19 protein-coding genes are annotated in these 16,737 nt (G+C 56.0%); 7 read left to right on the forward strand and 12 right to left on the reverse strand.

Features of this window, described 5'->3' with window-relative positions; translation table 11 throughout:
• Window positions 1-290: 290 nt before the first annotated feature.
• The 7 genes from pssA to radC form a co-directional block, all read right to left on the reverse strand.
• On the reverse strand, window positions 291-1,184 hold the full coding sequence (gene pssA, locus R84865_RS09315) for a CDP-diacylglycerol--serine O-phosphatidyltransferase (RefSeq protein ID WP_435631744.1): 894 nt from the start codon (window positions 1,182-1,184) through the stop codon (window positions 291-293).
• A 42-nt stretch (window positions 1,185-1,226) separates the two neighbouring features.
• Window positions 1,227-2,240: a tryptophan--tRNA ligase gene (gene trpS, locus R84865_RS09320; protein WP_435639486.1), complete on the reverse strand. Its 1,014-nt coding sequence runs from the start codon at window positions 2,238-2,240 to the stop codon at window positions 1,227-1,229.
• Window positions 2,241-2,357: 117 nt separating this feature from the next.
• Complete coding sequence (locus R84865_RS09325) at window positions 2,358-3,548, reverse strand: class I SAM-dependent rRNA methyltransferase (protein ID WP_435639487.1); 1,191 nt, start codon at window positions 3,546-3,548, stop codon at window positions 2,358-2,360.
• Window positions 3,549-3,582: 34 nt separating this feature from the next.
• Window positions 3,583-4,398: a bifunctional DNA-formamidopyrimidine glycosylase/DNA-(apurinic or apyrimidinic site) lyase gene (gene mutM, locus R84865_RS09330; RefSeq protein WP_435639488.1), complete on the reverse strand. Its 816-nt coding sequence runs from the start codon at window positions 4,396-4,398 to the stop codon at window positions 3,583-3,585.
• A gap of 150 nt (window positions 4,399-4,548) precedes the next feature.
• Entirely contained in the window at window positions 4,549-4,704 is a 156-nt protein-coding gene (rpmG, locus tag R84865_RS09335) for a 50S ribosomal protein L33 (protein WP_025733537.1), read from the reverse strand.
• A 210-nt stretch (window positions 4,705-4,914) separates the two neighbouring features.
• A complete protein-coding gene (rpmB, locus tag R84865_RS09340; protein ID WP_435631748.1) occupies window positions 4,915-5,151 on the reverse strand; it encodes a 50S ribosomal protein L28 in 237 nt (78 codons plus the stop codon).
• 313 nt (window positions 5,152-5,464) lie between these two features.
• Window positions 5,465-6,139: a RadC family protein gene (gene radC / locus R84865_RS09345; protein ID WP_435631749.1), complete on the reverse strand. Its 675-nt coding sequence runs from the start codon at window positions 6,137-6,139 to the stop codon at window positions 5,465-5,467.
• Between the two features lie 236 nt (window positions 6,140-6,375).
• On the opposite strand from radC, the gene gpmA reads away from it, so the two are divergent.
• The 5 genes from gpmA (at window position 6,376) to slmA (ending at window position 10,516) form a co-directional block, all read left to right on the forward strand.
• Entirely contained in the window at window positions 6,376-7,071 is a 696-nt protein-coding gene (gene gpmA / locus R84865_RS09350; RefSeq protein ID WP_435631750.1) for a 2,3-diphosphoglycerate-dependent phosphoglycerate mutase, read from the forward strand.
• A gap of 48 nt (window positions 7,072-7,119) precedes the next feature.
• Entirely contained in the window at window positions 7,120-8,373 is a 1,254-nt protein-coding gene (gene coaBC / locus R84865_RS09355; protein ID WP_435639489.1) for a bifunctional phosphopantothenoylcysteine decarboxylase/phosphopantothenate--cysteine ligase CoaBC, read from the forward strand.
• A 52-nt stretch (window positions 8,374-8,425) separates the two neighbouring features.
• Complete coding sequence (dut, locus tag R84865_RS09360; protein WP_435631752.1) at window positions 8,426-8,878, forward strand: dUTP diphosphatase; 453 nt, start codon at window positions 8,426-8,428, stop codon at window positions 8,876-8,878.
• A gap of 45 nt (window positions 8,879-8,923) precedes the next feature.
• On the forward strand, window positions 8,924-9,832 hold the full coding sequence (argB, locus tag R84865_RS09365) for an acetylglutamate kinase (protein ID WP_435631753.1): 909 nt from the start codon (window positions 8,924-8,926) through the stop codon (window positions 9,830-9,832).
• Window positions 9,833-9,913: 81 nt separating this feature from the next.
• The gene (gene slmA, locus R84865_RS09370) at window positions 9,914-10,516 is read left to right on the forward strand and encodes a nucleoid occlusion factor SlmA (RefSeq protein WP_435639490.1); all 603 of its coding nucleotides are present in this window, start codon (window positions 9,914-9,916) and stop codon (window positions 10,514-10,516) included.
• Window positions 10,517-10,593: 77 nt separating this feature from the next.
• Here the strand turns inward: slmA and rpoH are convergent, their stop codons facing one another.
• The 4 genes from rpoH to ftsY all read right to left on the reverse strand — a co-directional run bounded on the left by rpoH (window position 10,594) and on the right by ftsY (window position 15,021).
• Window positions 10,594-11,469 carry an RNA polymerase sigma factor RpoH gene (gene rpoH / locus R84865_RS09375; protein ID WP_435639574.1) on the reverse strand — a complete coding sequence of 292 codons (876 nt, stop codon included), beginning with the start codon at window positions 11,467-11,469 and terminating at the stop codon, window positions 10,594-10,596.
• Window positions 11,470-11,758: 289 nt separating this feature from the next.
• Window positions 11,759-12,796 carry a permease-like cell division protein FtsX gene (gene ftsX / locus R84865_RS09380; protein ID WP_435631755.1) on the reverse strand — a complete coding sequence of 346 codons (1,038 nt, stop codon included), beginning with the start codon at window positions 12,794-12,796 and terminating at the stop codon, window positions 11,759-11,761.
• Window positions 12,793-13,461 (reverse strand): cell division ATP-binding protein FtsE, encoded by a 669-nt coding sequence (gene ftsE / locus R84865_RS09385; RefSeq protein WP_435631943.1) that lies wholly within the window; start codon window positions 13,459-13,461, stop codon window positions 12,793-12,795. The genes ftsX and ftsE overlap by 4 nt, the downstream gene beginning before the upstream one ends.
• Window positions 13,462-13,470: 9 nt before the next feature.
• Complete coding sequence (gene ftsY, locus R84865_RS09390; protein ID WP_435639491.1) at window positions 13,471-15,021, reverse strand: signal recognition particle-docking protein FtsY; 1,551 nt, start codon at window positions 15,019-15,021, stop codon at window positions 13,471-13,473.
• Window positions 15,022-15,180: 159 nt separating this feature from the next.
• Between ftsY and rsmD the strand changes: the two genes are divergently transcribed.
• A complete protein-coding gene (gene rsmD, locus R84865_RS09395) occupies window positions 15,181-15,783 on the forward strand; it encodes a 16S rRNA (guanine(966)-N(2))-methyltransferase RsmD (RefSeq protein ID WP_435639492.1) in 603 nt (200 codons plus the stop codon).
• A gap of 144 nt (window positions 15,784-15,927) precedes the next feature.
• Window positions 15,928-16,215 carry a cell division protein ZapB gene (locus tag R84865_RS09400; protein WP_435631758.1) on the forward strand — a complete coding sequence of 96 codons (288 nt, stop codon included), beginning with the start codon at window positions 15,928-15,930 and terminating at the stop codon, window positions 16,213-16,215.
• Window positions 16,216-16,295: 80 nt separating this feature from the next.
• Here R84865_RS09400 and R84865_RS09405 read toward each other — a convergent pair whose 3' ends face one another.
• Complete coding sequence (locus R84865_RS09405; RefSeq protein WP_435631759.1) at window positions 16,296-16,589, reverse strand: GNAT family N-acetyltransferase; 294 nt, start codon at window positions 16,587-16,589, stop codon at window positions 16,296-16,298.
• Between the last annotated feature and the right edge of the window lie 148 nt (window positions 16,590-16,737).

Consider the following 16,737-nt stretch of genomic DNA (forward strand, 5'->3'; position numbering starts at 1 on the left):
ATCGAAACGAGCGCCCACACAAATTGTCTGATCGATTTGTTAAAGAGCGTCGAACTGAAGCGCTAAACCGTGCCCCGTTCGAGTGGATGCGTATTCTACGCAATCCGGTGTAGAAGTCAATCGCTTTTTTGCTTTCGTTAACGTTTCCGTTAGCTCAACAACACCGCGCTTTACCTCCGGAAATCAACGGCTTAACAAATCCGCCAACTTCCCACTGCTGAGGACCTGCCCCAGCGGTGGAGGCGTACTTTACGCACCATCTCGGTGCTTTGCAAGGCGTTTTTTCGAAATCAATTTCTTTCTCTGCGTTTACGCCGTTTTGAGCGCAAACGAGCGCCGCGTATCAACGCAACAACCATCCCTGATAGCGCATAGCCGCCGAACAGGATGAGCAGCACAACAGAGGGCTGAATAGAGATCACCACGAAGGCAAGCACAACAACCAACAGCGCTACGAATGGCACTCGGCCCCTGAAATCGACTTCCTTGAAGCTGTAATAGCGGATATTGCTGACCATCAGTATTCCACCCAGCGCCACTAGAATGCCGATCAATAAATCGAGCATTTGCGAATGCACTTCGAAATTGTGGAATGACCACACGCAACTCGCCACGATAGCCGCTGCCGATGGACTGGGCAGGCCAACGAACCATTTTTTGTCGACCTGGGCCAGCTGTACGTTGAAACGAGCGAGACGCAGCGCACCTCCTGCCACGAACACGAAGGCGCAAATCCAGCCGAATTTACCCAATGAATGCAGCGACCAACTGAAAGCAAGCACTGCTGGCGCTACCGCAAACGACAGCATGTCTGCCAGACTGTCGTATTCTGCGCCGAACGCACTTTGGGTATTGGTCATTCGCGCTACACGGCCATCGCAGCCATCGAGCACCATCGACACGAAGATCGCGATAGCGGCTGTGGAGAAATCTCCTTTAACAGCAGACACTACCGAAAAGAACCCGGCAAAAAGCGCCCCGGTGGTAAACAGGTTCGGCAGTAGATAGATTCCTCGATGCCTTTCCGTTTCACCGTTATGAGTCACCTCCTCGACAACTTCACTATCCTCGAAGAAATCCTTGAAGGGATCGGTCGGCCAATTGCGCTTGTTGCCTTTCTGGGAAGAAGGCTCTCCGCCTGGCTGCGACTCGTCATGTGCAGACGAACCGGTGTCGTTAGTCATGAGCACTCCCGTTGTAATAGCTGACGTATTTTGGAGCTGCCATCATACGAATTGCCCCAGCCCTACTACGGAGCGCAGCCGCTCAACAAAGGGGGCCGCCTCAGCGCGAGCACGCTCAGCGCCTTGCTTGAGCACTGACTCAATGTGTGCGGGGTCTTCAAGCAGTGCCTGATAGCGTTCCCGCGGTTCCTTCAAATGCTCGTTAAGACATTCGAACACGATATCCTTGACCTCACCCCAACCGATGCCTTCCTGATAGCGTTTGCGCATGTCGTCCGCGCCGGCTTGATCAACAAAGGCGCTATATATCTGAAACAACGTACAGCCGTCGGCATCCTTCGGCTCGCCAGGCTCCAGAGAGTTGGTTTTGATCTTGCGCACCAGCTTGAGCAGCTTCTTCTCGGTGCAAAACATTGGGATGGTGTTGTCATAGCTCTTGGACATTTTTCGACCATCCAGACCATTGAGCACCTGCACTCGCTCGTCTACCTGAGCTTCAGGCAGAGTGAAGTAATTGCCCTTATAGATGTGGTTGAAGCGTCCCGCGATATCACGCGCCATTTCAATGTGCTGAATCTGATCACGCCCAACGGGCACGCGATTCGCGTTGAAGAGCAGAATATCCGCTGCCATCAGCACCGGATAGCTGAACAGCCCCATTGAGATTCCCCGATCGGGGTCCGGGCTTCCGCCTTCTTCATTGGCCGCCACCGCTGCTTTATACGCATGCGCGCGGTTCATCAGTCCTTTGGCACAGACACAGTTCAGCATCCAGCACAGTTCATTAACTTCAGGCACATCTGACTGACGATAGAAAAGCGCGTTATCGGTATCCAATCCCAGCGCGAGCCAGGTTGCCGCGATCTCGAGCCGCGACTGCTGCACTCGCTTGGGATCCTGCGCCTTGATAAGCGCATGCAAATCCGCAAGGAAAAAATAGGGCTGCACGGTGTCATCGCGACTGGCCTCGATGGCCGGACGGATGGCCCCCACATAATTTCCTAGATGAGGAGTGCCGGAAGTAGTAATACCGGTAAGAACGCGCGTTTTAGTCATGGAACTCTGTTAGCTCTTGCAGAAAGATTTTCAATGCTGGCACCGCTTGCTCGCCAGTGATCACAGCAATAATGCCCATAATCAGTAAAGGGAGGGCGTGCCAGCACTCATAAAATGTTAGTCGCGAAAGATACGCACGCCCAGCGCCTTCAGGTAGGCGGTTTCAGGAATGGCGGGATGCACCGGATGATCGGCACCCTGACGCCCTTCGTAAATGATTTGGGCATTGCGATCCTGATGGCGAGCAGCGCCCCTAACGATATCCGTTAGGTGGGTGGGATCCAGATGCATGGAGCACGAGCCAGGCATCAGCAAACCATCTTTCTTGATCAGCCTGATGGCTTCCCGATTAAGGCGTGCGTATGCCCGTTCGCCGCTAGCGATATCCTTTCGCTTGCGAATAAAGGCGGGCGGATCGACGATCACGATATCAAATTGTTCGCCCTCGGAACGCAGCGCAGCCAGCGCCTCAAACGCATCGCCTTCGGCCATGGTAACGCGATCTTCAACGCCATTGAGCGCCGCGTTCTCGGCCACTCGGTCTAGTGCTGCTGCGGAGCTATCAACACAGGTAACGCTCTCTGCCCCCTTGGCAGCCGCTTGAATACCCCAGCCGCCAATATAGCTGAAGACATCCAGCACACGCTTGCCCGACACCAACTGATTGAGCCATGCACGATTGGGCCGATGATCGTAAAACCAGCCGGTTTTCTGCCCTTCCAGCGCTGAAGCACGAAACTTCACGCCGTTCTCCTCCACATTGATAATGCCGTCGAATTCACCTTTCACAACGTCGATATGCTGCTCCAGGTTTTCGATGCGGCGCCCGCTGGTGTCGTTGCGGAGGACAATAACCCGCGGATTGAGCACTTTCTCAAGCGCGTCGATTACTTCATCGCGGAGCAGATCCATGCCCAGGGTGTTGAGCTGTACCACCACAACGTCGTCGAACCGATCGATAATCAGTCCGGGAAGAAGATCGCCTTCACTATGTACCAGGCGGTAAAAAGGCGTAGCAAAAAGCTGTTGGCGCAGGCTTAACGCCTGATTGAGGCGATGCGCCAACAGTGATCGATCAAGTCGCATCGACGTATTTCGTGACACGATGCGTGCGCAAATCAGCGAGTGCGGATTGGCATAAGCGACCGCTATGGCGCGTCCATTGGATTCTTCGATGATAACCTGCTGCCCTGGTTCGACCTGCTTCAGTGGCGTGGCAGCGTTATCGATCTCGTTGGAAAATATCCATAGGTGGCCGGCCTTGAGACGACGTTCCGCATTCTTCTTCAAGCGCAAATGTTGAGTCACTACATACATCCTGAAATAAACAGAGGAGCCAGTGTTAACGCTGGCACTTCGGACAGTATACCGTGGCGCGCTGGCCAATCACGACATGGCGCAGTGTGGTATCGCAATGGCGGCACGCTGCACCTGCTCGGCCGTATGCGTTCAGTCGCTGTGCGAAATAACCAGGTTCGCCCTGCCCGCTAACAAAATCCCGTAGCGTGGTGCCGCCCTGCTCGATTGCCGCAGCCAGTACGGTTTTAATGGCCTCGGCCAAGCGCCAATAGCGTTCGCGGGAGATTCGTCCCGCAGCGCGCCGAGGATCGATGCCAGCAGCATAAAGCGCTTCGGTCGCGTAAATGTTGCCAACGCCAACCACTGTTGCATTTTCCATGATAAAGGCTTTTACAGCGATCTTCCTGTTTCTTGACGCTAGGTATAGATGGTCGCCGCTGAAGGCTTCAGACAAGGGCTCAGGGCCCAACAATGCCAAGCGTTTATCGTCGTTCGGTGGACCAGCAATGAAATCAACGAAGCCAAAGCGTCGCGGATCGTGGTAACGAAGGCACCAGCCAGAACTCATACCAAGCTCGATGTGGTCGTGCTTTTTCAACGGAGCATCAGGCTTTACCAGCCGCAGCGAGCCTGACATTCCCAGGTGCCACAGCATATGCCCGTTGCCTATCGGCATAAGCAAATATTTGGCGCGGCGCGACATCTTGCCAACCGTCTTACCGCCTACGCTGTCCGCAAACGATAGCGGTACCGGAGAGCGCAATCGGCGCTCACGAATGTTTATGCGATCGATGCGAGCGCCTTCAACGAAGGGGGCGATACCGCGCAGCGTGGTCTCAACCTCTGGTAGCTCTGGCATTCATATCCCCTTTATTGGCCAACCCACAGCACTACCCATCGTTGACTGATCTATAACGCACTAAACCCGGCACAAGGCCGGGTTTAATCGCCTGGGACAAACCCCGGCAATAACCGCTCACACGCCGAACGCGGCGTGCGAAAAATACGATTACTTGATTTTAGCTTCGCGATAAACCACGTGCTTACGCACGACGGGATCGTATTTTTTGAATTCCAACTTGTCAGGCGTATTACGCTTGTTCTTGTTGGTGGTGTAGAAGTGACCGGTACCTGCAGAAGAAACCAGTTTGATCTTGTCACGCATGATAAAACTCTCCGGCTCGTTTAGAGCAATTAGACGGGCATTTGGCCCGGCCCAGGATATCTGACGTCAACGCAGCAGTGCGTTGGGGAGCGCTAGTGCATGTATCGCTGACTAGTGAGCCCGCTAGCTCACACTCTGGAAGTTTGCCGCAGCGCGGCGTGTAAAATTCCAGAGCGTGAACAACTGGCACCCACAGGAATAGCGATCTACTTAGACGCGCTCACCGCGAGCACGCAGCTCGCCCAGAACCTGATCGATACCTTTTTTGTCGATGATGCGCATGCCCTTGGTGGATACGCGCAGTTTGACGAAACGTTTTTCGCTCTCAACCCAGAAGCGATGCGTGTGCAGGTTCGGAACGAACCGACGACGCGTTTTACGCTGGGAGTGAGATACATTGTTACCCGTCACCGGACGCTTGCCGGTGACCTGACATACCTGGGACATGCGTGCCTCCAATCGTTAGTCTGGCCGATCGAACTCGTGGGTGACGGGTCCAACCAGAAAATCGTCTACCGAATTCCTTCGCCAGGCAAAACAGTGCTTGATGCCGTGACGACAAGCCACATGCAAGCAAGCGATACCACGACTGCCGCACGTAGCGAAGAAATTCAAAAACTTGTGTTCCCGATATCCTAAGAAGCCTGGACAATTCAAGCACGCACTGACTGGCCTGCAGTAAACACGGCGAATCGAAGCTCAGATATCAAAGGCGGCATTTTATACCAGAATGGCGAATAATCCACAACCCTAAGCACGTTTACAGAAGGCCGCGTTCGGCAAACGATACTACTTCGCCATCGCCCACCACAAAATGATCGAGCACCTTGATATCCACCAGCGCAAGGCCGTCGGTCAGGCGCCGCGTCAAACGAATATCCGCCTCACTTGGCGTGGCTGTCCCCGAAGGGTGGTTATGAGCAAAAATGATCGCGGCAGCGCCGTGCGCCAATGCCTTCTTGATGACCTCACGAGGATATACCGCCGCTGCATTCAAGGTGCCGTGAAACAGATGCTCGAACTCCAGCATGCGATGCTGGGAATCCAGAAACAGGGCGGAAAACACTTCGTGATCGAAATCACGCAGCTGCGCCACAAGAAAGCGTCGCACGGCATTGGGCGATTCGAATGCCGACTCCATCGCGAGTTCCGAGTGATAATGGCGCCGCCCTAGCTCAAGGGCTGCCTGCAGGGTAACGAAAGCCGCCATCCCGAACCCTTTGCCACGGCAAAACTCCAATTGACTGGCACACAATAGCTCCCGCAGTCCGCCGAACTGGAGCAGTTGTTGACGCGCTACATCGACCGCTGACATGCCGGTGATGCCGACCCGAAGAAAAATGGCCAGCAGCTCAGCGTCGGAGAGTGCACGTACGCCATGTTTCACTGCTTTTTCCCGTGGCCGCTCATTAGCGGGCCAGTGCTTGATACTCATCGTGCAGCCTCTAGAGAATATGAGCGAAACGTACCCGAACCACCGGCTCTTTATCGGCTGCATCTTTCCTTTTTTAAGCAACAAGTAGAAAGTGTGGCGACAGCTCAAGGTATAGAGGCCCCTACCCTCGGCGGGCCTGATATACTCAACGCATTAAAGGGTCGACAGCCTCACACTGTTGGCGCGAGCATGTTGCTTCATCCAATACACCGTTTTATCCGATCAAGGAGCATTCAATGGCTAAGCTGGTACTGGTTCGTCACGGCGAGAGCGAATGGAACAAGGAAAATCTGTTTACTGGCTGGGTCGACGTTGACCTTTCCGAACAGGGTGTGAAGGAAGCCAAACTGGCCGGCCAGCGACTCAAGCAAGCTGGCATCACATTCGACATCGCCTACACCTCAGTGCTGAAGCGCGCCATCAAAACGCTTCACTATGCGTTGGAAGAACTCGGGCAGCTGTGGCTTGAAGAACACAAGTCGTGGCGCCTCAATGAGCGTCACTATGGTGCACTGTCCGGACTGAACAAAAAGGAAACCGCCGAGAAGTACGGCGATGAGCAAGTGCATATCTGGCGTCGCAGCTACGATGTTCTGCCTCCGCTGCTGGATAAAAGCGACAAATACCACCCGGCCAATGATCCACGCTACAAAGACCTGGATCCGCGCGTTTTGCCTGCTGGTGAAAACCTGAAGGTAACGCTTGAGCGCGTTATTCCCTTCTGGAACGACCGCATTGCGCCACAGCTGCGCGACGACAAAACCGTGCTGGTAGCGGCCCACGGCAACAGCTTGCGCGCGCTGGTCAAATACCTTGAGTCAATCAGCGATGACGACATCATGGAACTGAACATTCCAACCGGTGTACCGCTGGTATATGAGCTCAACGATGAGCTGGGCGTCGAGAACAAATACTACCTCGACAAAGACTGATCATAAGCAGCCGCCTCACTGGGGCGGCGCTTGTATCTGGAGACGTCCATGAGTGCTCAGGCAGCCCTGCCGACATTACAGGGCAAACACATTGTGCTTGGGGTAAGTGGCGGAATTGCCGCTTACAAGAGTGCGTTGTTGGCACGCCTGCTGAAAAAAGCGGGCGCTGATATAAAGGTAGTAATGACCCAGGGCGCTCACGCCTTTATTACGCCTCTCACCTTTCAGGCACTTACCGGCAACAGCGTTCACGACACCTTGCTAGACGCTGACGCTGAAGCCGGCATGGGGCATATCGAGCTGGCACGCTGGGCCGATCTGGTTGTGATTGCGCCAGCCACTGCCAATGTGATCGCGCGCTTGGCGAACGGCCATGCCGATGATCTGCTCACTACTATTTGCCTTGCCAGCCCTGCGCCCAAGTATTTGGCCCCCGCCATGAACCAGCAGATGTGGAGCAATCCCATCGTTCGCGCCAATACCGAGCGACTGGAGACATTTGGCTGGAGCTTGCTGGGCCCCGATGATGGCGAACAAGCCTGCGGCGATGTCGGCAGCGGCAGGATGCTCGAGCCGGAAACCATTGTTGAGCGCTTGCTCAGCAGTACATCCTCTCCTGCCGAGCGAGCATCACACAGCGGCATCAGCGGCAAAAAAGTGGTGATTACCGCTGGCCCAACCCGCGAAGCGCTCGATCCAGTGCGCTATCTCAGCAACTACAGCTCGGGCAAGATGGGCTATGCGCTCGCCGCTGCCGCTTATGCAGCAGGAGCCAGCGTCACGCTTATCAGCGGCCCTGTTCAGTTGGAGCCACCCCGCGGCGTAACGGTAGTTAACGTTACCAGCGCGGAACAGATGCTCGATGCGGCCCGCAGTGAAAGCAGCGATGCTGATATTTTCATCGCTGCCGCCGCTGTCGCCGACTTTCGACCGCAGCAGGTTGCTGAACACAAAATCAAAAAAGGCGGCGACAGCACGGCTTCGCTTGAGTTGGTCAAGAACCCCGATATCGTGGCGACCATCGCTGGCGAATATGCGTCGCTTTTCTGCGTTGGCTTCGCCGCTGAAACACAATCGCTGCTCGAGAATGCCAGCAGTAAGCTGACGCGCAAGAAGCTCGACATGATTGTCGCCAATCAGGTAGGCGAAGGCCTCGCATTCGATCAGGACAGCAATGCCGTTACGCTGCTGTGGCAGGATGCACAGCAAACGCTTCAGCAGCGCGCATTCCCGATGCAATCGAAACACCAATTGGCGCGCCAACTTCTGGACGCCATTTTCGCCCATTACCAAGCGCAATAAAGCACGCCGCGCTTGAGCGTTAACGGATATACCTTGCAAGGAGAACGCCTCAATGCCGCGCATTGAAGTCAAGATTTTGGATCCACGGGTGAAGCAGCACCCTCTCCCTCACTATGCAACGGAAGGCAGCGCGGGCATGGATTTGCGCGCCCTGCTGGACGCACCGCTCACGCTTGAGCCCGGCGATACCGAACTGGTACGCACCGGATTAGCGCTGCATATCAAGGACCCCGCTTACGCAGGCGTAGTGCTACCTCGCTCGGGCCTTGGCCATAAGCATGGCATCGTGCTGGGCAATCTGGTGGGGCTGATCGACTCTGATTACCAGGGAGAGCTGATGGTATCGATGTGGAATCGCGGCCAGAACACCGTCACTATCGAGCCTTTCGAGCGCATCGCTCAGTATGTGCTGGTACCCGTCATCAAGGCGGAGCTCGAGGTGGTGGATGAGTTCGAGGAAAGCAGCCGCGGTGCCGGCGGTTTCGGTAGCTCAGGTCGCCAGTAGTTCACACCGCACCCTTCGCTTTCGTTCCATTCAATCGAGGACAGCATGAAGCATCCTATTCCGGCAGCACACTCCCACGATCCCGCCACTATCGTTGAAATTCTGGCGGAGGCGCTGCCCTATATCCAGCGTTACGAAGGCAAAACCATTGTCGTGAAGTACGGCGGCAACGCCATGACCGACGACACCCTGGTCGACTCTTTCGCACGCGATATTGTGCTAATGAAGACCGTTGGCCTGAACCCAGTGGTGGTTCACGGCGGCGGTCCGCAAATTGGCATCGTGCTGGAGCAGTTGGGCATGAAGTCGACGTTCATCGAAGGCATGCGCGTGACCGACAGCGATACCATGGATGTCGTCGAGATGGTGCTGGGCGGTCAGGTCAACAAAAGTATCGTCAATCAGATCAATCTGGCGGGCGGCAAAGCCATCGGTCTGACCGGCAAGGACAATGCCCAGCTTCACGCCCAGCCGATGAAGATCACGGACCAGCAGGGAACAGCTGTTGATTTGGGCCACGTGGGCGAGATTACCCACGTGTCTACCGACCTGATCGAAATGCTGACCGGGGCCGACTATATTCCCGTTATTGCGCCGATTGGCGTTGATGAGCACGGCGCCTCGTTCAATATCAATGCCGATGTTGTCGCCGGCAAGGTCGCTGAAGCGCTGAAGGCAGAGCGTCTTATGCTGCTCACCAACGTGGCGGGATTGCTTGATACTGAAGGCAATGTGATGACGGGCTTGAGCATCGCTGACGTCAACCGATTGATCGACGATGGCACCATTTACGGCGGTATGCTGCCGAAGATTCGCTGCGCGCTTGAAGCTGTGGAAGGCGGCGTCGACAGCGCGGTGATCGTGGACGGCCGAGTGCCCCACGCCACTCTGCTCGAGATATTCACCAACGCGGGGGCAGGTACCCTGATTGGCGCCACGCCGGACAGTGTCTGATATGTTGGCATCACACACCAGACAGGCCGCCACTAGCTCACAGCGAATATACCTTTTGTCTTTACTAGAAATGATCGGATCATGACGCAGCAAACCACTACGCAAAGCCGCCGCGAACACATTCTCCAAACACTCGCGGAGATGCTTGAGAAAGACAGCGGTGGACGCATTACCACCGCCGCGCTTTCCAAACAGGTAGGCGTATCGGAGGCAGCGCTCTATCGCCACTTCCCCAGCAAGGCGAAGATGTTTGAAGCGTTGATTGGCTTTATTGAGGAGTCGGTGTTCTCGCAGATTCACCGACTCATTGAGGCGACACGTGAAGATGACATATCGATCGATGAGCGTTTGCGCTTGATTCTTACCTTTGTGTTGGCTTTTGCAGAGCGCAATCCCGGCCTGTGCAGGCTGCTTAATGGTGAGGTACTCAGCGGAGATGTAGCGCGCTTGCGCCCGAGAATCGCGCAGTTTTACGAACGCGTTGAAACCCAGCTGAAGCAACTGTTGCGCGAAGCCGAGCTCGCTCAACACCTGCATCTGCCGTGCACCATTACCGCCTACGCCAACCTGATTGGTGGCGTTATTGAAGGGCGCATAGGTCAATACGTGAGAAGTAATTTCAGGCGCAAACCCACGGATATGTGGCAAGACCAGTGGCGCGTGCTGGCTGCGCCGCTAGTGTAATATTTGCGCGAGCAGCCGCCATAAAAAATCCGCCGACCCCATTGGGACGGCGGATTTTTTGTTCAGATGAAAAGAACTTAAGAGGCGAAGGCGAGTGATTCTTCACCCATCATGTCGCGCACCTTTTTCATCGCGCTCTTTTCAAGCTGACGAATACGCTCGGCGGAGACACCGTAAGTATCAGCCAACTCATGTAGCGTAGCTTTGCTGTCGCTCAACCAGCGCTGCTGAAGGATATCGCGAGCACGATCATCAAGCTTCGCCATGGCATCGCTCAAGCGACGAGTAGCGTCCTGCTCGTAATCTTCGTCTTCGAGCTGCTGCGCAGGGTTAGCGCGCATATCTTCCAGGTAGTTGGCAGGTGCCAAATATGCCTGATCGTCGTCATCGTTGGCAAAGCCATCGAAGCCGGCATCAGTAGAAGAAAGGCGGCCTTCCATCTCACGAACCACGTGTGGCTTAACATCGAGGTCCTTGGCAATGGCATCGACTTCGTTGTTGTTCAGCCATGCGAGACGCTTTTTAGCACTGCGCAAGTTGAAGAACAGCTTGCGCTGCGCCTTGGTGGTGGCCACTTTCACGATACGCCAGTTACGCAGTACGTATTCGTGAATTTCTGCCTTGATCCAATGCACTGCAAAGGACACCAGACGAACGCCTTGAGTAGGATCGAAGCGTTTGACGGCTTTCATCAGACCCACGTTACCTTCCTGCACCAGATCGGCCTGCGGCAGACCATAGCCAGAGTAGCTGCGGGCAATGTGTACCACGAAACGAAGGTGGGACATTACCAGTCGACGTGCAGCAGAAATATCGCCGTTTTCACGCAGACGTGTGCCCAACTCGCGCTCTTCCTCTACGGAGAGAACGGGAATGGAGTTAACGGTCTGGATGTAGCCGTTAAGGTCGTGCCCCGGCGAAAGCTCGCCAGTAGCCTGAAGGTTGTTACCCATTGTGGTTTGAAGACTCTTGCTCATCTGTAGCTGTCTCCTGAAAGTGCCTGCATGCTGCGCCTTTGCGCAGTCCCGATGCTCAGGGAGATGACGGCAGGCGAGTATAGACAATAACTGAATACGGATACCTGAAAGACACTCACTACGCTTTTACATTGTCTTCCTGAATGTTTCCTGTCTGAGATGTGGAGCAAAAACGGGTAAACCGATTAAACACGTGCGAATGCGTTAGTGCACCGCTGCTATTAAGACCGCTGATCTGATCAGTAGTTCCCTTCGAGAGGGAGAATTACCGGGCTCGGATATCGGCCAAGTGCCTGCCTACTGCGATCCAAGCGCCCAATAGCCCTAACAGTATACTACAAATCAGCAATAACAGCGAACCGCCAACCCCTAGCGACGGCATCGTGTAATCGCTGCCGTAACTTTGCGCTAGAGAGCTAATAGGCGACGACAACCAGCCTCTTCCCAGCGTCAGCAAGGCAACGGCCAGCACGCCACCGCCGAGGCCATACCAGGCACCGCTATACAAAAACGGACGCCGCACGAAGGCGTGGGTAGCACCAATCAAGGTGACTACTTCGATTTCCTTGCGCCGGTTCTCGACGGCCAAACGAATGGTATTACCCACCACCAACAGCACGCCGAGACCGAACAACACCGCCAAACCAAGCGTGACACGCTGTCCCAACACCCCTATTTCGTGCAGACGCTCTAGCCACTCAAGATCGACGCGCGCTTCGTCGACGCCGTCCATTTCGCCGAGCTGCTGGCTCAGCGACTGCACCGCGCCCGGCTCACGCTCTTTCGGCGTCACCAATAAGGTAGCGGGCAGCGGATTGGTATCGAGCAGTGACGTGGCATCGTTGACGCCCAAGGCTTGCTGGAATTCGTGCAGCCCTTCGTCAGCGGTAATCACTTTTACCGACCCGACGCTTTGCTCGTCGCGGATCTTATCGGCAAGATTGGACACCTGCTGAGAAGACGCCCCGCTTTCCATGTAAACCGTGACACGGGCGCTGCTATCCAGATCGTAATCGAGCGCTCGAACGCTACCCAGCCCTAGCCACAGCATTGCCGGTAGCACCAGCGCGATCGCGATCGCCAGCATGGTAAGAATCGACGCCACCGGATGACGAATGAGCCGTTCGGCGCTGTCTACTGCGACCTGACGGTGGTGGCGTAGCCAGGACTCATAACGCGCATCGAGGGAAAGCTTGCTGGTGTTGGCACCACGCTTACGCTTTTGCACCGTGCCTGCGGATTGAGCAGCAGCCTTTTGCTGCGCCGATGATTTGCCAGCGCTGTTTTTATCGGGTTGCGTCATGCCCCCTCCTCGTCAGCTATCAAACGCCCTTGACGCAGGCGCAGAATACGGTGGCGTAAACGGGCAATAAGTGCCAGATCGTGGCTCGCCAGCAGTACCGTCGTGCCAATGCGATTGAAATCCTCGAACAGCCGCATGATATCGGCGGAAAGCTGTGGGTCGAGGTTACCGGTTGGTTCGTCAGCCAACAGCAGCGCAGGCTTATTGACCACCGCACGGGCAATGCCAACACGCTGCTGCTCACCGCCGGAAAGCTCAATCGGCAGCGCCTTCTCACGGTACAGCAGCCCCACTTTATCGAGCGCCGCACGCACGCGGCGGGCGGCATCCTGCGGGGGGATACCCTGAATCAATAGCGGCAGCGCAACGTTGTCGAACACAGTGCGGTCGAACAGCAGTTGGTGATCCTGAAAAACTACGCCAATTTGACGCCGATAGAACGGAATCTGTGCATTCCTTAGCGTATTCAGGTCACGCCCGCCGACTACCACTTTGCCGCGCGTCGGGCGCTCAAGGCAGGTCAGCAGCTTGAGCACCGAGCTTTTACCGGCACCGGAGTGACCGGTAAGAAACACCATCTCGCCTCTTTCAATCGAAAAATTGAGATCGGCAACCGCCTCGAAACGGCCCCCGTAGCGTTTACCCACATGCTCAAAGCTAATGATTGCCATTGATTATGCTCGCTCGTCGAACAGTGCATCGGTGAAAGGTTTCGCCTCGAACGGACGTAAATCCTCAAGCGTTTCTCCTACACCAATATAGCGAATGGGAATGCCGGTTTGCTTGGCCATCGCGAAAATTACGCCGCCCTTGGCGGTGCCATCCAGCTTGGTCATCACCACGCCGGTAATCGGCACTGCATCACTGAAGGTTTCGGCCTGACTAATGGCATTTTGACCAGTGCCCGCATCCACCACCAGCATGACCTCGTGCGGTGCGCTGTCATCCAGTTTGCCCATCACGCGGCGCACCTTCTTCAGCTCCTCCATCAGGTGAGCCTTGTTGTGCAGGCGTCCCGCCGTGTCGGCAATCAAGACATCGACATTACGTGCGCGCGCCGCTGACAGCGCATCATAGATAACGGATGCGCTGTCAGCGCCGGTGTGCTGAGCCACTACCGGCACGTCGTTACGCTCACCCCATACCTTGAGCTGTTCGACGGCAGCGGCCCTGAAGGTATCGCCCGCCGCCAGCATGACTGAGCGCCCTTCGCTTCTATAACGTTTGGCAAGCTTGCCAATGGTGGTGGTTTTACCCACCCCATTAACGCCAATGACCAGAATGACAAACGGCCCTTCGCCTTTGGGCGGCAGCTGCAGCGGCTGTTCGACAGGAGCGAGAATAGTCGTCAGTTCTTCCTGCAACGCCTTGTAGAGGGATGAAGCGCTCGATAGTTCCTTACGCGAGACACGCTCGGTCAGGCGATCAATGATCTCGGTGGTTGCTTCCACCCCGATATCCGCCACCAATAGCTGAGTCTCAAGGTCTTCGATCAATTCATCGTCGATCTCTTTCTCACCCAGAAACAGCGTTGCCAAGCCGCCGGTCAGATTACTGCGGGTTTTACTCAGCCCCTTGCGGATACGCGAAAAGAAGCCACCGCGCGAACTTTCCTCTTCAGCCTGCTGAGGAGTTTCAGAGACTACTGGTGCGGGCTCCTCAGAGGGCGCATTGCTTGGCGCATCACGCTCGCTGGACGTAGTAACGGCGCTGCTTGCGGATGCGTCTGAATGCGCTGTCGCAGCGCTGGAGGATGAAGCTGTTTCCGACGGGTCGGTATGGGCGCTGTGCTGCGATTCGGTTGACGGCGCGTCTGCTTCTTCCTGGCGAGCATCGGCAGGTGCTTCTACTGACGGGATCGTCGGCGCTTGGTCGGTGATTTGCTCGCGCTGAAGGTCGGATTTGCGCTCCTCAGCGTCGACCTCTTCACTACCAGCACCAGCGTCGTCGACGCTGGACGACGATGCCTGCTCATCGGCAGATTCGACGCGTGCGGTTTCAGTGAAAGACTGCTCATCATCCTCGCGCTCATCGATGATGGTAGGTGCTGCGGTCGGTGTAGATGCCTGATCAGACGGTTGTTCCGATGCGTCGGGCTCGATAGTAACCGGTGCTGCATCTTCTGACGCCTCCGGCGCTTCCTCGACGGCGGGAGCCTGTTCAACCGATGATGACTGATCGTCGGCGTCGTTATGCTGCTTTTTGCGCTTGAAAAAACGGAACATGGAGAGCTTTCATGCCTGTAAAAAATAGATGACGATACGGTAGCGCTAACGCTACAGCGCCTGACTGACTGATCGAGCCTGACCGCCGCTGTGGTGTGACGCATTCAATATCTCAGCATCCTACCATTTGCGACCGCTACACGGGTACAATCGTGCACCATGAGTAAACACTCTTCTTCCCATCGACGCCAGCGCAGTGCCACTGGTCGCGTACGCTTGATTGGCGGCCGCCTAAAGCGTAGCCAACTGGACGTGATCGATAGCCCTGGGCTGCGGCCCACGCCCGATAGAGTACGCGAAACGCTGTTTAACTGGCTATCCTTCGACGTGCCCGGCAAACGCGTACTCGATCCCTTCGCCGGTACCGGCGCGCTCGCCTTCGAAGCAATTTCACGCGGCGCCAGTGATGCCTGGCTCATCGAGCAGCAGCCCAAGGTAGCCGCACTGCTCGAGCACAACGCTGAGCGCCTGAAGGTGGCCGACCAACTGAAGGTGACCAAGGGTGACGCGCTCGCCTTACTGGCGACACCGGCGTCCTATCGCGCTGGGTTGGTATTTCTCGATCCCCCTTTCCATCACGGGCTGGCCAGCAGTGCGGCGCAACTGCTGGAACACCACGGGTGGCTAGAGGACGAGGCACTCATCTACCTTGAGTGTGAATCCAGCCAGCCGGCACAGGTTCCCGACAACTGGACCCAACTGCGCTGCACTCAGGCTGGAGAGAGCATGGCCTTCCTGTATCAGCGACAACCATCTTCGTAAGCCTTCGCTTGAGCAGTAGCCGCTGTATGCATAAGATGCCCTCTCAGCTTTCGCTACCGTTTTTTCTACTGCATTGGCTGGATAACAGCAGCATTAAAATACCGCGTCACCTTGATCGCGATTAGTCCCAGGAGAATAGTAGATATGAGCACCGAACTCTTCGATCAGCTCGAACAGAAAGTCAGCCACGCGCTCGAAACCATCGAAATGCTACGCCTGGAGGTAGAGGAGCTGCGCGACGAGAACCAGAAGCTGAAAGGCGACCGTGACAACGGAGCGTCACGGCTTAACGACATTCTGGCGCGTTTTTCGCAGTTGGAGCAGTCGTCTTCAAGCGACACTGATAGCGATAGTGCCCCAGCAGCCGGCGGCGAGCATTCGCCAAGTGAGCAGCACACCTCGCAGCCGCACCATCCATCTCACCAGTTCTAAGCATCACTGGTAATTTGGCCGATCCAAAAACGCCCGACCGCATAACAGCAGTCGGGCGTTTTGATTTGACGCACTGGCGCCTATTGGTTGTCAGCGAGCGCGTTCCACGACATCAGTAGCGCGTCTTCACGTCCGCCATCCGGCGTAGGGTAATAGCCGCGCCGGCGACCATCGAGCGCAAAGCCGCACTGTTGATACAGCGCCAAGGCTGGTGCGTTGGAGGCCCTTACCTCGAGCAGCAGCCGTTCGCGTTGCTCTTCGTGCAGCCGCGCTTGCGCCGCTGCCACTAACTGCCTGGCGACACCGCGACGACGCCACTGGTGCGCCACCGCCAGCATTTCGATCTCGATATCGAAAGGGCCTATCGACACCATGCAGAATCCTCCCGCACAGCTCGCGTTCGCGGGCAGCCATAGCGCAACCTCCACACTCTCGCTTTGCGCAGATGTGCGTAACGTAGCGTCATTCCATGAGGGATCAGCGGCGATTGCCGCGAGTTGGCTTGCCGAGTGATCGTCGAGT

Source organism: Carnimonas bestiolae, from assembly GCF_051251145.1.
In the GTDB taxonomy this organism is placed as follows: Bacteria; Pseudomonadota; Gammaproteobacteria; order Pseudomonadales; family Halomonadaceae; genus Carnimonas; species Carnimonas bestiolae.

What these genes read in the sequence shown, in the direction of transcription:
- argB (WP_435631753.1), top strand. Translation starts at nt 8,924, where the DNA reads ATGAAGCATCCTATTCCGGCAGCACACTCCCACGATCCCGCCACTATC.
- ftsX (WP_435631755.1), bottom strand. Translation starts at nt 12,796, where the DNA reads ATGACGCAACCCGATAAAAACAGCGCTGGCAAATCATCGGCGCAGCAA.
- rpmB (WP_435631748.1), bottom strand. Translation starts at nt 5,151, where the DNA reads ATGTCCCAGGTATGTCAGGTCACCGGCAAGCGTCCGGTGACGGGTAAC.
- rpoH (WP_435639574.1), bottom strand. Translation starts at nt 11,469, where the DNA reads ATGGGTAACAACCTTCAGGCTACTGGCGAGCTTTCGCCGGGGCACGAC.
- rsmD (WP_435639492.1), top strand. Translation starts at nt 15,181, where the DNA reads ATGAGTAAACACTCTTCTTCCCATCGACGCCAGCGCAGTGCCACTGGT.
- R84865_RS09400 (WP_435631758.1), top strand. Translation starts at nt 15,928, where the DNA reads ATGAGCACCGAACTCTTCGATCAGCTCGAACAGAAAGTCAGCCACGCG.
- trpS (WP_435639486.1), bottom strand. Translation starts at nt 2,240, where the DNA reads ATGACTAAAACGCGCGTTCTTACCGGTATTACTACTTCCGGCACTCCT.
- pssA (WP_435631744.1), bottom strand. Translation starts at nt 1,184, where the DNA reads ATGACTAACGACACCGGTTCGTCTGCACATGACGAGTCGCAGCCAGGC.
- ftsY (WP_435639491.1), bottom strand. Translation starts at nt 15,021, where the DNA reads ATGTTCCGTTTTTTCAAGCGCAAAAAGCAGCATAACGACGCCGACGAT.
- R84865_RS09405 (WP_435631759.1), bottom strand. Translation starts at nt 16,589, where the DNA reads ATGGTGTCGATAGGCCCTTTCGATATCGAGATCGAAATGCTGGCGGTG.
- rpmG (WP_025733537.1), bottom strand. Translation starts at nt 4,704, where the DNA reads ATGCGTGACAAGATCAAACTGGTTTCTTCTGCAGGTACCGGTCACTTC.
- slmA (WP_435639490.1), top strand. Translation starts at nt 9,914, where the DNA reads ATGACGCAGCAAACCACTACGCAAAGCCGCCGCGAACACATTCTCCAA.
- mutM (WP_435639488.1), bottom strand. Translation starts at nt 4,398, where the DNA reads ATGCCAGAGCTACCAGAGGTTGAGACCACGCTGCGCGGTATCGCCCCC.
- dut (WP_435631752.1), top strand. Translation starts at nt 8,426, where the DNA reads ATGCCGCGCATTGAAGTCAAGATTTTGGATCCACGGGTGAAGCAGCAC.
- radC (WP_435631749.1), bottom strand. Translation starts at nt 6,139, where the DNA reads ATGAGTATCAAGCACTGGCCCGCTAATGAGCGGCCACGGGAAAAAGCA.
- coaBC (WP_435639489.1), top strand. Translation starts at nt 7,120, where the DNA reads ATGAGTGCTCAGGCAGCCCTGCCGACATTACAGGGCAAACACATTGTG.
- gpmA (WP_435631750.1), top strand. Translation starts at nt 6,376, where the DNA reads ATGGCTAAGCTGGTACTGGTTCGTCACGGCGAGAGCGAATGGAACAAG.